The organism is Aeromonas sp. s10 (genome assembly GCF_040907975.1).
Classification (GTDB): Bacteria; Pseudomonadota; Gammaproteobacteria; order Enterobacterales; family Aeromonadaceae; genus Aeromonas; species Aeromonas caviae.
Window position 1 is genome coordinate 346,911 of sequence record NZ_JBFOCV010000006.1, and the last position, 14,934, is coordinate 361,844.

The window sequence follows — 14,934 nt, forward strand, 5'->3', positions numbered from 1 at the left end:
AGTTTTATGCGGTTGTCAGGGACTGGTTGGCGGCGATGAGGTGCGCAATGCGCGCCCGCAGCCCCTGCTTGTCAATCTTGCCCACCGCCGTCATGGGCAGGGCGTCCAGGGTTTCGAAGCGGTCGGGCAGCTTGAAGTCCGCCACCCCGCGCTCGCGCAGAAACTTGCGCAAGGCCAGCGGCTTCAAGGCGGGATCGGTGCTGACGATAAAGGCGCAGCTCTTCTCCCCCATGGCGCTGTCGGGCATGGAGACCAGGGCCGCATGGGTGATGGCCGGGTGGTGCAGCAGCTGGTTTTCCACCTCTTCCGCCGCGATCTTCTCGCCGCCCCGGTTGATCTGATCCTTCTGCCGCCCGACCACGGTGAGGTAACCATCGGCATCCTGTACCACCAGATCGCCGGAGCAGTAGAAACCCTCGGCATCGAACACCCGGGCGTTGTGGGCCGGACTCTGGTAATAACCGCGGAAGGTGTAGGGACCGCGGGTGTGCAGGGCGCCAGGCTCGCCGGGGGCAACCGGGTTGCCCGCCTCATCGAGGATGCGCACCTCGTCGTCCGGGCTCATAGGGCGGCCCTGGGTGTGAATGACCTTCTCGTCGGGGTCGTCCAGCCGGGTGTAGTTCACCAGCCCTTCCGCCATGCCGAACACCTGCTGCAGCCGGCAGCCGAGCAGCGGCCCAATCTTGTTGGCCACCGCCTCCCCCAGCTTGGCGCCGCCCACTTGCAGCAAGCCGAGGCTCTCGAGCTGGGTGCGCGCAGCGGGATCCGCTTCCGCAGCCTGCAGCCAGAGCGAGACCGCCGGCGGCACCAGCGAGGTGAGGTTGACCCTGTGGCGGGCGATGAGCGGGAAACAGCTGATGGGGCTGGGGTCGGGCGCGAGCACCACTGTGCCGCCCGCCTCGAACACCCCCAGGGCGCCAGGGGAGCTCAGGGGGAAGTTGTGGGGCGCCGGCAGGGCGCACAGATAGCGGGTATGGGGCCCCAATTCACAGATTTCATTGCTGCGGCGCACGCTGTACAGGTAATCGTCATGGGTGCGGGGGATGAGCTTGGGGGTGCCGGTGCTGCCGCCGGAGAGCTGGAAGAAGGCCACCTCGTCCGCCGGAGTCGGGCCAGATTTCACCGGCTCACTCTCAGCCACCTTCGCCAACCAGCGGGTCAGCCCCAGCTCCCCCCCATCGCCATCCAGCAGCACCAGCTCGGCGCCGATGGTTGTCAGCAGCTCGCTCTCGCGACCCTTGCTTGCAAACAGCGGATGGGCCAGCGAACCGACAAAGAGGCGGGGTGTGATCTGCTCGGCATAAGAGAGGAGCTCCAGCCGGTTGTGGCTAAAGAGCGCATTGACCGGCGCGATGCCGGCCTTGAGCAGGGCGAAGAACACCAGATAGAACTCGGCCACGTTGGGGAGCTGCACCAGCGCGGTGTCCCCCACCCCCAGGCCATGGCGGGCCAGATTTGCGGCCAGCCGGCTCGAGGCGGCGTCCAGCTCACGATAACTGAAGCGACGCTCGCCGCAGAGAATGGCCTCGGCGTCGGGGGCCAGCTCGCACTGACGCGCCAGCATGGCGGTCAGCGGCTCGCCGCGCCAATAGCCCTTGGCGCGGTAGTGCCGGGCCAACGCGTCAGGCCAGCGGGTATAGGGCAGGAAGCGGTTGGACTGCGTCATTGCGCCACCTCCGGACTCAGGCCCAGGGCTTTGAGCATGGTACTCAGCTTGGTGCCGGTCTCGGCCCACTCCATGGCGGGATCCGAACCCGCGACGATGCCGGCGCCGGCGAACAGCTCGACCTGATGGCCATCGAGCACGCCACAGCGGATCACCACGGCCCACTCGCCGTTGCCCTGGCTGTCGCACCAGCCGACGATGCCGCTGAACAGGGCGCGCCGGAAGGGCTCCTGCTCGCGGATAAACTGACGGGCCAGATCGGTGGGATAGCCGCACAGGGCCGGGGTGGGATGGAGCTGGCAGGCAAGTGACAGCACCGATGCCTCGCCGCCGTGCAGCCGGCCGGCGATGGGGGTGCCCAGATGCCAGAGGGTATCCGTGCTCATCAGGGATGGATGAGCGGGGATCGCCAGCTCGCGGCAGTGGGGGGTCAGCACCCGGCGGATCTCGTCGATCACCAACTTGTGTTCATGCTGATCCTTGCGAGAGGCCAGCAGATCCCGGGCGACCATTTCGTCTTGCGCCGGCTCGCTCGCCCGTCTGGCGGAGCCCGCCAGCGGGTGGGTGAACACCTCTCCCCCGCTGACCCGCAGCAGCAGCTCCGGACTGGCGCCAAGCAGGCGGCGGCCCTGGCCGAGCGGCAGGGAGAAGTGGAAGGCGTGGGGATTCTGGGCCATCAGACGGGCCAGCACCTGCTTAGGGTCGGCAGGCTGATGCAGGGTAAGGGTGAGCTTGCGCGACAACACCACCTTGGACAGCCGGCCTTGGGCAAACGCATCCAGCGCCGCGCTGACCGAGGCCTGGAATTCGCTGGCCGGCGGGGTGCTCTGCACCGAGATGACCCGGTTGGCCTCGACGGCCTGCTCTGCCACAGCGTCTATCGCCGGCGCCTGTTCCTGCGGGATAAGGCGCTCACCCCGCTTATAGCGGCCGGGCACATAGAGGCAGGAGGCTTCCGCCGGATCGAACGCGAAGGCACCGATAAGCAGGGGGTTGGCCTGGCCGGCGGCACTGGCCGCTGCCAGCGCGTCGGCAATCTGTTGTTCTAGCAAAGGCCATTCACAGGCGGGGGTGGTGATAGGCTGGCCCAGGTCAGTGGCACTGAGAGTGCCCTGACCCGAGGTAAACAAGAAATCAGGCGACATCTTCGCCTCGGCAGGTGCGCCATTTTCCATTACACGAGTATTCACGTTATACCCTCAAAGAAGATTCAAAATGATAATGATTATCAATTTGACTTTGTGCGGCGGTAAAATACTCGCTTTGAAATCACGGGGTCAATGGGATTTTGCATCGCTAAAACAGGAGCTTGTTTGTGGGTATGTCGGGGATGACGCCAGGGCGGGCCTGCTGGCGGTGAAGGGAAACAGCTACTCGAATGAAAACGGATTGCCATCCCCATATGGGGGATGCGACAGCAACCGGTCATAGAGGCCCCACTGGCGGCCAACCCGCTTTGCCTCTAAGATGGCGCCACCTCTTGTGACAGCCCCGAAAATGGAACCCTCCCATGTTGAAACACCTGCTTCTGCTTCCCTTCGCCCTGCTGCTGGCGGCCTGCTCGCTGACCCAGTACAGCGTCAGCGAAGGGGAGATCAACCAGTACCTCAAGGAGCGAGTCGCCTTCGAGAAACAGCTGGGGATCCCCGGCATCATGTCGAGCAAGATCCGACTCGATGACATGCAAAGCCGCATCGGCCGCAGCCAGGCCGACAAGGTCGAGCTGGATGCCGCCGGCGAGCTGCAGGTGGCGAGCCCGCTGGGCAGCCAGCAGATGAAGATCCGCCTCTCCCTGAGTGCCCGCCCCGACTACGTGGCCGAACAGGGCGCCATCTATCTGCGCGATCTTGAGCTCATCTCTGTCAAGACCGAGCCGGCGGACGTGGGCACCGCCCTCTCCCCGCTCTTGCCCACCTTCAACCAGTCCCTCTCCCTGTTCCTCTCCCAGACCCCCGTCTACCGGCTCGATGGCAGCCGCCAGAACGAGGCGCGGATCAAGGACAAGGTCGAAGCCCTCAAGGTGGAGCCGGGCCGACTGGTCATCCCCTTCAAACTGATGTGACACCTGCCGCCGCGCCTCTCCTCTTCACCCCACCGGGGCGCGGTTTTTTTCTTCTCAAGCCCCGCCCTTTGCCCCATAATGCACACCATTCTCATTTAGATTCATGAGAAGCGTCATAATAAAATCAACAATATGGTGAGAAGGACATGAGAAAAACCGTACTGGTGCAGGCGATCGCCTGCGCACTCCTCAGCAGCGCCGCACAGGCTGCCGTCAAGGTGGAGGACAAGACGTTCAACACCGCCGCCAACATGCTGGCCTACACCGAATTCGAGCTCTCCGGCGAGCCGCTGGCCGAGGCCCTCGGTCTGGATCTGGATGTGCTGGACGCCAACCGCGCCGACGAGCCGACCCCGTTCGACTTCGCCGCCGGGATCGAATCCTATGAATACTCCGAAGAGGCAATGTACGCCCTCAACTACCAGTCCGGCATGGGCCCCCATCTGGTAAACGGGCCGCAAAACCAGGCCCGTGGCGGCACCCTGGCCGACCTGGGCAAACGGGTACTGGCCATGGCCGAGGCCGTCGGCTTCCCCGCCGATGAAATTCCTCAGGGCATGTATCCCCTCTCCCTGCCCTACGCCTCCGCCAACCCGGAGTTTGCGCAAGCCGTCAACGCCACCCCGGTCAACGGTGACCAGATCACCATCAAGACCGCCAAGGGCAACGAGAAGAGCGTCAAGACCCAGGTCCCCGCCTACTTCCGCGACTACGCCACCCTGCGCTGGAGCGGCAGTGACAACCTGCTGGTCCCAGCCGCCGTGGGCGGCATCCTGCTCAAGGAGGTGATGTGGTCCCAGGACTTCCTGGGGGGCATGCACGTAGCCGAGACCGATGAAGAGGTGGAAGCCGCGTCCGCCACCATGGATCAGGACGGCAAGCACAAGCTGGGGGTTTCTGCCGCCGACGGCTTCAACGGCATGATGCTGACCGAGCAGTCCATCGACAAGCTCGCCATCCTGCAAGGTCAGCTCGGCTTTGACGGCAAGACCCTGGGCGCCAAAATCACCCCGCAGTACGATCCGGCCAAGGAGGTTGTCTACTTCCCTCATCAGGTGAAGGTAACCGAGACCAGCAAGAATGACGCCGGTGCCATCGGCAAGCTGGAGGTCGTGGACGGCTCCGCCCAGTTGCGCGACGCCTGGATGCTGCTGTGGCCCCTCTCCGAGTTCTACGCCTTCAGCGATCAGCGCACGGCCAACACCAATCAGAACCCGGCCTTCCACGCCGTGTTTGACGGTGCCCCGTTCGCCGCCGCTCCGGCTGCCAACCAGACCAACGATCTGGGCAAGGCGGTGGCGGGCAGTGATGCCTTCTCCCTGGCCCTGAACCTCTCCAACCTCACCTTCAAGAACCTGCAGGCCCTGCACTTCGAGCCCAAGGCTGGCACCCTGGTCGACAGCTGGCAGGCTGGCAAACAGGCCGGGCACGTCACCACCTTCGACGCCGCCTACGCCCTGGTCGCCCTGCAGATCTTCCAGCGCGCCCAGGATGCGCTGCCGGTGGGTTACGCCGCCGGTGACAATGGCGAGCTGAACCTCAAGACCCCACAGGGTGAGCAGGCGATCGCACTGGTCCGCAAGCAGGCCGATTTCATCCTCGCCAACCTCAAGGGCAAGAATGGCCTGGTCCATGACGGTCTGACCCTGGGCGGCAAGCTTGACGCCGGTCAGTCCATCGACGCGCAGTTCGCCGCCATCCGCGGCTTGACCGCCGCCTTCCTGGCCACCTCGGATGCCAAGTACCGCACCGCGGCGCGCGAGCTCTTCATCGCCGCCGACAAGGCCTACTTCAATGCCAAGGCCGGAACCTGGCTCGCCGGCAAGCAGGGTGAATACACCCCCTGGACCCAGGCCGCCATCTCCGGCGCCCTGCGCTCTGCCATGCTGAACCTGCGCAACGAAGGGGCCGAGAAGGCACCCGAGCTGGAGCTGGCCCAGCTGACCCAGCGCTACGTGAGCTGGTTCCGTGGCACCGTCAACGGCGGCATGCAGATGGCTGAGTGGGTCGGCGACTCCGGCGAGAACGTCATCGAGGGCGCCGGCAGCGACACCGACGAAGATGGCGTCCCGCAAGTGACCGCCGCCGGTGGCAAGCATGGCACCGCCATGGTGATGGCCGGCAAGGCCCTGGTCAGCGAGAAATAAATCGACCACCAATAGAAAGGGAGCCCAGGGCTCCCTTTTTTTGTCTGTGTCGACGAGGTTAGCCGAGCTTGGCCAGCATCGGCTTGGTCACCAGCACGATGCCCTGCTCGGAGCGGTAGAAGCGGCGTGCATCCTCGTCCGCGTTCTCCCCCACCACCAGGCCGTCTGGCAGCTTGCACCCCTTGTCCACCACCACCCGGCGCAAGCGGCAACCAGCCCCGATCTCGACCCCGGGGAAGATCACCGCCTGATCCAGGGTACAGAAGGAGTGCACCCGCACGTTGGTGAACAACACCGAGTTGAGCACGAAGGAGCCGCTCACGATGGAGCCCCCCGCAAACATGGAGTTGATGGTCATGCCGTGCTGGCCGTTTCTGTCCTGCACGAACTTGGCCGGGGGCGACATGTTCTGGCTGGTCCAGATGGGCCAGTTCTCGTCATAGATGTCGAGCTCGGGCACCACGGAGGCAAGGTCCATGTTCGCCTCCCAGAACGAATCCAGGGTCCCCACGTCGCGCCAGTAGGGTTTTTGCCCCTCCTTGGCCCCGACACAGGACATGTTGAACGGATGGGCAAAGGCCTTGCCCTCGCCCACGATGCGCGGGATCACGTCCATGCCGAAGTCGTGCTTGGACTCCTGGTTGTGGATGTCCTCTTCCAGCAACTGGTAGAGGTACTCCGCCTCGAAGATGTAGATGCCCATGGAGGCCAGCGAGCGATCCTCGCAGCCCGGCATGGCAGGCGGATTGGCCGGTTTCTCCACGAAGGCGCGGATCTTGCGTTGCTCGTCGATGTCCATGACGCCGAAGGCCGATGCCTCGCAGCGCGGTACCTCGATACAGGCCACCGTCACCTTGGCGCCGAGGCGCACGTGATCGAGCAGCATGGCGGCGTAGTCCATCTTGTAGATGTGATCCCCTGCCAGCACCACGATGTACTTGGGACCGTAGTCACGGATGATGTCGACGTTCTGGTAGATGGCGTCTGCGGTGCCGCGATACCAGTGCACCTCGTCCACCCGCTGCTGGGCGGGCAGCAAGTCGATGAACTCGTTCATCTGGTAGCGCAGGAAAGACCAGCCCGATTGCAGGTGGCGCAACAGACTGTGGGACTTGTACTGGGTCACCACACCCACCCGGCGGATGCCGGAGTTGATGCAGTTGGAGAGCACGAAGTCGATGATACGGAATTTGCCGCCAAAGTGGACGGCGGGCTTGGCGCGGTTATCGGTCAACTGCTTCAGGCGGCTGCCCCGTCCCCCTGCGAGCACCAAGGCCATACTCTGATTCAATAGTTGCCGTGCTTTGGCGGTGTCTACGGGTTCTAGCAACATATCTACCTCTGCTCTGTTGGGGCTGTTTTCAACCCATCTTCGCTTTTTTTACAGACCATGAAAGTGTTTTCACTCACATTTAGTTGCATTCCGCCGGCGCTTTATCGTGGAGTTGCGTGAGTACTCATGTTTTGCGCCAGCGACTTGGTTAGAATTTCTACATCATGAACATCATCAAGGATGAAACGATGTTGAATAAACATGAGGGAAACCTGCTGCTGGTCAGCGCACTGGTCTGCATTCCCATACTGCTGTTGCAGGGAGTGCTGCTCGCCCCCCCCGCCTCACCGCTCACCCTGCTGCTGGTCCTGATGACCACCCTGACGGGATTCGCCCTGCTGCTCTTTCTCACCCACAGCGTGCGCCGTGGAGAAAAGGCGAGGCAGGAGCAACGCTGGCTGCTGGCGCTGCAGCAGCGGGATCCCGCCATGCTCGACAGCGTACAGGCACAAACGGCTCTGCGCCAGCTCCTTGCGTCCTTCAATGAGGCCGAGATCGATGCCCACCGCCAGATCACCGAATTGCACAATCAGGCGACCCGGGACGAGATGACGGGGCTTGGCAATCGCCACGCCTTCCGGCGCGATCTGACCGAGCTGCTGCAACAGGAAAACACCCAGACCGCCATCCTGGTGCTCATCCGCGCCACCGAGCTCGGGACCCTCAACGCCCAGCGCGGCTTCCAGTCCGGGGATGCCTACATCCGGGACATCGCCGCCCTCATCAGCCACACCGTCAGCCGCTTCCCGGGCCACCGGGTCTATCGCATCTCGGGGGCCGATTTTGCCGTCCTGCTGCCCCCCCTGGCCCAGATCCCGCCCCATCTGCTGGGACGGGATCTGAAGCTCGCCTTCGATCGCTATCAGCACGATCACGAGCTCGAGAGCGCCGCCTACTCGGGCATGACCCGCCTGAGCAGCGAGCAGAAGATAGAGGCCATTCTGGCCCGGGCGGATCTCGCGCTGGCCCGCGCCCAGACAGAGGTAGTCAATGGCTGGGCCATCCAGCAGAACGACGAGGTGGTCGAAGTGCAGGGTCAGCGTCACTGGACCCAGGTGCTGACCGATCTGCTGGAGCAGGAGAGCGTCAACTTCACCTGCCAGCCCATCCAGCCCCTGCATCGCGGCATGCTCGCCTATCACGAGATCTATCCCCGCTTTTGCAGCAGCGACGGCACCGTGCTGCCAAGCGATACCCTGCTCGCCATGGCGCAGCGGCTGGACATGGTACTGCGCCTGACCCAGATGGTGATCCGCCACGTCATCCGCCAATACCGCGCCTTCGGAGGCCACAACAGCCGATGGGGTCTCAATCTGCCAGGCTCCCTGCTGCAAAACAGCGCCTTTCTCATCTGGCTGGATCACCAGTTGCAAAAAGACCCCGACATCGGGGCCAACCTGGTGTTCGAGCTCGACGAGGAGCACCTGGAGCGCAACCTGACCGGGTCCAGGCGGCTGTTCGAGCTGCTCAGGCGCCACGGCAGCCGCTCGGCCATCTGCAACTTCGGCAAGGGGATCGGCTCCTTCAGCCTGTTTCGCGAGCTCAAACCCGACTACATCAAGCTGGACCCCGGACTCATCACCGAGCTGGAGCAGGATCTCACCAATCAGCAGTTCGTGCGGATGATCGTCGACGTCTCCCATCGCATGGGCTGCCTGGTGATCGCGGAAGGGGTGGAACAGATAGGCCAGAAGCAGATGCTGCAGAGCATGTATGTGGACGGCTTGCAGGGCTACCTCATCGCCCGGCCCCAGGAGCTGGGACCGGAGATCGGTCAGATGGGGATCTTCACGGAGACGGTTTCAGCTTCAACAGGGTCAGAATGATGTCGTTGAGCTGGCGATAGCGCTCCAGCTCCTTCTGATCGTAACGGGTCGCCAGCATGGTCGGGTTGTGGCGATGCTTGAGGTAGCGGTTGATCTGCAGGCGGTTGAACCCGGCCACCTTGTAGATCTGGCCGAGCAGGGCATTGAGCTCGTCGTCCGCCAGCCCGGCCCGGGTCAGGTAATCGGGTTGGGACGGGCTCTCCTGGCGGGCCGTGACCTTCTCCAGCTGGCCACGCTCCTGCAAATAGGTGAGCCACTGCTCCACGTAGAGCGGCTTGCAGCCCCCCAGCAGATTGAAGTACCCCACGGCATCGCAGCGGCACCCGCTCAGCAGCACCAGGGCCAGCTCGTCGCTGTCACACTGAAAGCTCACCGGGCCGCTCTGGCTCCAGTCCAGCGCCTGCACCTGGATCCTCCCCTGCGCCCCCGCCTTCGTGGTCACGTCAAAGACAAACATGGCACCTCCCGATCGGCAAAGGGTTGATGATGACCCATCCCCGGGACGGGTGCAAAGGCAAATCGCCTTTTCATGGCCCATGGCGGCCATAAAAAAACCGGCCCCCCGAAGGGGGCCGGTTCATCACAATCCGGCAGGACGGCAGACTCAGGCGTCCAGTTCCACCAGCGCCTTGGCCAGCTCGATGGGCTCGAGCTCCTGGCCTTCCAGATCGGCGTTCCAGTTCGGGCCGACCAGCACGTCATCCTCGTCCAGATCGTTGATCCAGATGTCCAGGAACTCTTCGAGCTCGATCACTTCCGGCTCGTAATCCGCCCACTCGTCCACGCAGTGCAGGCGGGCATCCCCTTCGGCGGACCAGAGCGGCATCACGTCCGCATCTTCGAACTCGGCGGAGCGGCACACCACCCAGTCTTCACCGTAGCGCAGACCCCACACCTGACCCGACTCGCGGACTTCTTCGATGAACAGCTGGAAATTGGCGTCAAGATTGTCAGTTAGTTTGCTCATGGGGTCTCTCTCTTGCAAAGCAATGGCAGGCTGTCGGCCAGGGCTGGCCGAGAATGGGGCAGATGGTGTCCCAAAAGCCCCCCAGACTCAAGCCTTATCCCGAAAAAGCGGGGATAAAGGCCGTCAGATGCGATATTTCGCCACCAGGGCCCCCAGCTCGTCGCAGGCCAGCGCCAGTTGCCCGGATGCCTGCTCGGTCAGCCGGTTCTGGGCCAGGGCATCCGCCGCCAGCTGGGTGATGGCCACCAGCCGCTGGTTGATCTCCTCCGCCGCCCGGCTCTGCTCCGCCGCCGCCGTGGCAATCTGCCCATTCATGGCAGTAATGGTGTGGACGGATCCATCGATGGCATTGATGGCGACATCCGCATCGCCGGCCCTGTCCGCCGTCGCGCGGGAGAGCTGCTGCAACTGGCTGATGCCGCTGACCACCTTGCCGGCCCCCTCCTGCAGCCGCTGGATCATCTGCCGGATCTCGTCGGTGGAGCTGTGGGTGCGGGTCGCCAGGGTACGCACCTCATCGGCGACCACCGCAAAGCCGCGCCCCTGCTCCCCGGCCCGTGCCGCTTCAATGGCGGCGTTGAGGGCCAGCAGGTTGGTCTGCTCCGCCACCCCGCGAATGACGTCTAGCACGGAGCCAATCTGCTGAGTCTCCTGCTCGAGGCGGCTCACCGCCTGTACCGTCTCCACCATCTCGTCCGCCAGCTGGCTGATGGACTCCCGGGTCTGGACCACCACCTCGCGGCCATGCTGGGCCAGATTGAGCGCCGAGTCCGCCGCGTCGGCGGCCTGGGCCGCGTGCTGGCCCACTTCGCGGCTGCTCACCGTCATCTGCTCCATGGCGCTGGCCACCCGCAGGGTATCCTGCTCCTGGCCGGTGACGATGGCGCCGGTACGCTCCACCACCTCGGCAAGCTGGTGGGCATGCACCCGGTTCTGATCCGCTATCTGCTGGCTGCGGGCCACCAGCTGCGCCATCTGGCTGGCGAAGAGGTTGAAGTTGATGCTGAGCTGGCTCAGCTCGTCACGCCCCGATTCCGGCAGACGTACCCGCAGATCCCCCTCCCCCCTGGCGATGTTGCCAAGGGCCGAGACCGAGCGGGAGAGGGGCACGACGATGCTGCGCACAATGAGGCCAACCACGGCAAACAGCAGGAGGGCCAGCACCAGCCCGATCCCCAGCAGGGTGTGCAGCACCTCCCGGTACTGGGCCTCGACGTCGTCCACATAGACGCCGGTGCCGATGATCCAGTCCCAGGGGGCGAAGCGCTTGATGTAGGAGATCTTGCGTACCGGTTCGTCCACCCCCGGCTTGGGCCAGTAGTAGGCCACCTCCCCCGCGCCCTGGGCCCGGGCCAGATCGGCGAAGGCGACGAACAGCCTGAGCCCCTGCTTGTCCTCCACCCCGGAGAGATCCTTGCCGTCCAGCTCGGGTTTCATGGGGTGCATCACCATGGTGGGGTGGCTGTCGTTGATCCAGAAGTAGTCATCGTTGCCGTAACGCAACCCCTTGATCAGCGCCAGCGCCTCGGCCTTGGCGCTCGCCTCGTCCAGCTCCCCCTTGCGCACCCTGGCTTCCAGCCCTGCCACCAGGCTGTAGGCGGTCTCCACCTGGGCCTGGGTCTGGCGGCTCTTCTCACCCATCAGCCCCTGCTGATAGATCTGCAGGCAGAAGAACAGCAGCAGTCCCAGCAGCGCCAGCACCATCAGGGTCACCAGCGACAGACGCCGACCGATACTCCATTGTCTCAACATACCCTCGCCCCGCAGCAGCTACATATCCTTAACACAAGGTATGCCGCCGCGACGCGGGCTGTCCACGATGTCAGCAAAAGCGATGCCAAAAACATGATCCAGCCCCAAAAACAAGAAAGGGTGCCCAGTGGCACCCTTTCTCGTGGTCGACAGGAAGAGGTATCACCGCTCCCAGTACACCTCTTCCAGGCTGTCTTCCTTCTCCGGCAACCCGCGGGAGAGGCGCGGGCTGCTCTGGGCCAGCACCTCGTAGCTCACCCGGTTGGCGTACTTGCACACCTGGGCCAGAGAGGAGTAGGTCAGGAATTCCGAGAGATGCTTGGCGGAGTTCGGCACGTTCATGCGGTGGTAGGCGTTCGCCACCATGTCGTGCAGCACGGCGGACAGCGCACCGTCCCCTGCCCCGTTGGTGTTCTTGATCTTCTCCGGGCCGCCCATGTAGGGGGAGATGTGGGAGTAGATACGCGCAGGCTTGCGGCACTTGTCCCGGGCCATGGGACGGCTGAACTCGTACATGTTGAACTCGGGGATGACGCCGGGCAGCAGGGTGTGGGTGGTCTCGCGCTTGTAGTCCTCGTCGGTGTAGCTCGCCATGTAGAGGCCGATGGGGCCGGCGGTGCAGAGCACCATGTCCGCCCAGTCCAGCGCCTTGTCGGCCGCGCCGAGGGGATCCTTTATCCCGGTCAGGGCCTCCGCCTCGTCCTCGTTCATGGCGAGCACGGTCACGTTCTCGCTGATGAAATCGCGCCACCACTGGGGATTCTCGTCGATGACGAAGCGGGTGCCCAGGGTCAGCACCACAGGCACCCCGGCCTCGCGGGCATAGCGCACCGCGGCCATGGCGGCCTCCTTCATGGGGGTGCCGTCGGCGCCGCGCACCAGGTAGGCGGTGATCACCAGGGCCGAGGCCTCCTTGATGATGGTCTCGGGGATGTGGTCCACATCCAGGTGATCCATCTTGCCGGCGTTGATGCCAAAGCTGCGCTCTCCCCCTTCGGTGATGAAGGTGAAGCAGCGTCCGACCGGGCCGTCCACCGGCTGCAGGTAGTCGAGGTTGACCCGGGAGGAGGTGTTGCACAGATAGCGGTAGGCATAGCTGCCGATGCGGATGTCCTGGCTCATGACGCCAAGCAGGATGGAGTGGGAGTCCGCCAGCACGGAGTAGTTGTGCATGGTGTTGCCGATGGTGCCACCGGCAAATTCGCTCACCACCATGTTGTTGGCCTTGAGCTCGTCGTAGACCATCTCCGCCACCTCGTCGGAGATGAGCATGGAGTGGCCCTTGCTCAGACCGTACCGGTTCAGGAAGTCTTCGTCCACATGGGCTTCGATATCCACCAGAGTCTGATCGATGCCCACTACATAGGCCTTGCCCAGTTCGGTGAGCTGGGAATTCTGCGGGATCAGGGGATCACGTCTGTCGACCGGGAAGTAGTGTTTGGACTTGCGCTGACCGGGAAATTTCATGGCAATCTTCTGTGCTCTGGGGAAAAGAGGGGCGGGATTTTAACACAATCCACCACGCCGAAAAGTCGCACGATTGAATTTTGAGGTCAGTATAGACAAGGGCTTGCGAGGAAAACGTTTGACTTGCCTGCCACAAAAAACCACCCCGTGACGGGGTGGTGTGCGGGATGACATTCAGCTTGCCGAGAGCCCCTGCACCAGGGCCAGCACCGAGAAAATCCCCAGCGACAGCCAGAAGAAGAGGGTGCCGAAGAGGCGCGGCATGTTGGGAGCCCTCGGGATCTGGATGCCGATGGCATGCAGGATGCGACCCACCAGCAGCAGCACACCGCCCAGGTGCAGCCAGAGCGACCCGACCCCCGCCAGTTCGCACAGGGCCATCAGCAGCAGGGTGAGGGGCACGTACTCGGCAAAGTTGCCGTGGGCGCGGATCGCGGCCAGCATCTCGGGGGCTTCCCCCTCCCCTATCATCACCCTGAACTGGGCGCGGCGCTTGACCACCCAGAAGGAGAGCAGCAGGAACAAGAGCCCGAGCAGGCCGGCGTAAATCAGCGTGATATGCATCATCAGGACACTCCTTTATCGTTGAATCCGAACGTCCGCCACGTCGGGCACCGGATGAGAACGGCCATCATGCCAGCTCGCGACAGATGAGGGAAACCATCATGCGGATATGGGCCTGATCGCTGTTGAGGGCCGGGATGTATTCAAACTGCTCGCCACCGGCGGCCATGAAGATCTCCCGGTTCTGCACCTGGATCTCCTCCAGGGTCTCGAGGCAATCCGCCGAGAAGGCCGGGCAGATGACATCGAGCCGCTTGACGCCGCGAGAGGGCAAGTCGCCCACGGTCAGGTCCGTGTAGGGCTTGAGCCACTCCTCCTTGCCAAAGCGGGACTGGAAGCTCGCGGTCCACTGCTCCGGGGCCAGCCCCAGCGCCTCCGCCAGCAGGGCGGCGGTGCGCCTGCACTGATGACCATAAGGATCCCCTTCCCGCTCGTAGCGCTCGGGAATGCCGTGGAAGGACATCAGCAGATGCTCCCCCTGGCCGTGCTGCTCCCAGTGGCGACGCACGCTCATGGCCAGCGCCTGGATGTACTCCGGGTGGGCATGGTAATCGCGGATGAGCCGCACCACCGGCAGATTGCGCTCGGTTTTCATCGCCCTGGCCCAGGCGTCGAACACCGAGGCGGTGGTACTGACCGAATACTGGGGATAGAGCGGCAGCAGGATCACCCGGTTGACCCCCTGGGCCTTGAGGGCCTGCCAGCCATCGGCCAGCGACGGGGCGCCATAGGTCATGGCGAGCGCCACCGGCACCTCGACCCCTTCCCGCTTGAGCTCGTGCTCCAGGGCCGCGCGCTGCTGCTGGCTGATGACCATCAGGGGGGAACCCTGCTCGGTCCACACCTGCTGATAGAGCTTGGCCACCTTGGGGGAGCGGGTCGGCAGGATGATGAAGTGAAGCAGGGGGCACCAGAGGTAGCGCGGCAGGTCGACGACCCGCTGATCGTGCAGAAACTGGCTGAGAAATGCCTTGACCGCCGCCGTGGTCGGCGCGGCCGGGGTACCCAGATTGACCAGCAAGATCCCGGTTTTCGTGGTCACGTTAGCATCCTGTCGTTCTGTGTCGTGGGAATGGAATGCAAGAAAGGGCCCGGTATGGACCCTTTTCTCACCCTCGTAGCCAGCCAGCGAACGGCTGCGTCCTGCCGG

The 14,934-nt window shown here is 63.9% G+C and carries 12 protein-coding genes; 3 read left to right on the plus strand and 9 right to left on the minus strand.

Going from position 1 to position 14,934, the window contains the following annotated elements; genetic code table 11:
- Window positions 1–4: 4 nt before the first annotated feature.
- Entirely contained in the window at window positions 5–1,666 is a 1,662-nt protein-coding gene (gene amoE, locus AB5Y59_RS02080; protein ID WP_368211398.1) for an amonabactin biosynthesis (2,3-dihydroxybenzoyl)adenylate synthase AmoE, read from the minus strand.
- Window positions 1,663–2,856, minus strand: coding sequence for an isochorismate synthase MenF (locus AB5Y59_RS02085; protein WP_368211400.1), 1,194 nt, complete (start codon window positions 2,854–2,856; stop codon window positions 1,663–1,665). Before AB5Y59_RS02085 ends, amoE begins: the two co-directional genes overlap by 4 nt.
- Window positions 2,857–3,176: 320 nt before the next feature.
- Here AB5Y59_RS02085 and AB5Y59_RS02090 point away from each other — a divergent pair, with 320 nt between their 5' ends.
- Both AB5Y59_RS02090 and AB5Y59_RS02095 read left to right on the plus strand, forming a co-directional pair.
- Complete coding sequence (locus AB5Y59_RS02090) at window positions 3,177–3,728, plus strand: lipoprotein (RefSeq protein ID WP_139737085.1); 552 nt, start codon at window positions 3,177–3,179, stop codon at window positions 3,726–3,728.
- Between the two features lie 146 nt (window positions 3,729–3,874).
- A complete protein-coding gene (locus AB5Y59_RS02095) occupies window positions 3,875–5,875 on the plus strand; it encodes a hypothetical protein (RefSeq protein WP_368211402.1) in 2,001 nt (666 codons plus the stop codon).
- Between the two features lie 58 nt (window positions 5,876–5,933).
- Here AB5Y59_RS02095 and glgC read toward each other — a convergent pair whose 3' ends face one another.
- Entirely contained in the window at window positions 5,934–7,208 is a 1,275-nt protein-coding gene (gene glgC / locus AB5Y59_RS02100; RefSeq protein WP_039038908.1) for a glucose-1-phosphate adenylyltransferase, read from the minus strand.
- Window positions 7,209–7,396: 188 nt separating this feature from the next.
- Between glgC and AB5Y59_RS02105 the strand changes: the two genes are divergently transcribed.
- Window positions 7,397–9,034: an EAL domain-containing protein gene (locus AB5Y59_RS02105; RefSeq protein ID WP_368211404.1), complete on the plus strand. Its 1,638-nt coding sequence runs from the start codon at window positions 7,397–7,399 to the stop codon at window positions 9,032–9,034.
- On the opposite strand, the gene AB5Y59_RS02110 is transcribed toward AB5Y59_RS02105, so the two are convergent.
- The 6 genes from AB5Y59_RS02110 to hemH form a co-directional block, all read right to left on the minus strand.
- A complete protein-coding gene (locus AB5Y59_RS02110) occupies window positions 8,997–9,491 on the minus strand; it encodes a hypothetical protein (protein ID WP_010674428.1) in 495 nt (164 codons plus the stop codon). The two genes, AB5Y59_RS02105 and AB5Y59_RS02110, sit on opposite strands and share 38 nt — an antisense overlap.
- A 147-nt stretch (window positions 9,492–9,638) precedes the next feature.
- Window positions 9,639–10,001, minus strand: a complete 363-nt coding sequence (locus AB5Y59_RS02115; RefSeq protein WP_010674427.1) for a DUF2750 domain-containing protein — start codon at window positions 9,999–10,001, stop codon at window positions 9,639–9,641.
- A gap of 123 nt (window positions 10,002–10,124) precedes the next feature.
- Window positions 10,125–11,753 (minus strand): methyl-accepting chemotaxis protein, encoded by a 1,629-nt coding sequence (locus AB5Y59_RS02120; RefSeq protein ID WP_039038910.1) that lies wholly within the window; start codon window positions 11,751–11,753, stop codon window positions 10,125–10,127.
- 162 nt (window positions 11,754–11,915) lie between these two features.
- Window positions 11,916–13,220 (minus strand): inosine/guanosine kinase, encoded by a 1,305-nt coding sequence (locus tag AB5Y59_RS02125; protein WP_042863723.1) that lies wholly within the window; start codon window positions 13,218–13,220, stop codon window positions 11,916–11,918.
- 174 nt (window positions 13,221–13,394) lie between these two features.
- Window positions 13,395–13,787: an MAPEG family protein gene (locus AB5Y59_RS02130; RefSeq protein WP_041215348.1), complete on the minus strand. Its 393-nt coding sequence runs from the start codon at window positions 13,785–13,787 to the stop codon at window positions 13,395–13,397.
- A gap of 64 nt (window positions 13,788–13,851) precedes the next feature.
- Window positions 13,852–14,826 carry a ferrochelatase gene (gene hemH, locus AB5Y59_RS02135; RefSeq protein ID WP_042882436.1) on the minus strand — a complete coding sequence of 325 codons (975 nt, stop codon included), beginning with the start codon at window positions 14,824–14,826 and terminating at the stop codon, window positions 13,852–13,854.
- Window positions 14,827–14,934 lie beyond the last annotated feature (108 nt).

Coding starts and splice junctions, on each gene's coding strand:
- AB5Y59_RS02105 (WP_368211404.1), top strand. CDS start 7,397: ATGTTGAATAAACATGAGGGAAACCTGCTGCTGGTCAGCGCACTGGTC.
- AB5Y59_RS02120 (WP_039038910.1), bottom strand. CDS start 11,753: ATGTTGAGACAATGGAGTATCGGTCGGCGTCTGTCGCTGGTGACCCTG.
- AB5Y59_RS02110 (WP_010674428.1), bottom strand. CDS start 9,491: ATGTTTGTCTTTGACGTGACCACGAAGGCGGGGGCGCAGGGGAGGATC.
- AB5Y59_RS02090 (WP_139737085.1), top strand. CDS start 3,177: ATGTTGAAACACCTGCTTCTGCTTCCCTTCGCCCTGCTGCTGGCGGCC.
- glgC (WP_039038908.1), bottom strand. CDS start 7,208: ATGTTGCTAGAACCCGTAGACACCGCCAAAGCACGGCAACTATTGAAT.
- amoE (WP_368211398.1), bottom strand. CDS start 1,666: ATGACGCAGTCCAACCGCTTCCTGCCCTATACCCGCTGGCCTGACGCG.
- AB5Y59_RS02095 (WP_368211402.1), top strand. CDS start 3,875: ATGAGAAAAACCGTACTGGTGCAGGCGATCGCCTGCGCACTCCTCAGC.
- AB5Y59_RS02115 (WP_010674427.1), bottom strand. CDS start 10,001: ATGAGCAAACTAACTGACAATCTTGACGCCAATTTCCAGCTGTTCATC.
- AB5Y59_RS02125 (WP_042863723.1), bottom strand. CDS start 13,220: ATGAAATTTCCCGGTCAGCGCAAGTCCAAACACTACTTCCCGGTCGAC.
- AB5Y59_RS02130 (WP_041215348.1), bottom strand. CDS start 13,787: ATGATGCATATCACGCTGATTTACGCCGGCCTGCTCGGGCTCTTGTTC.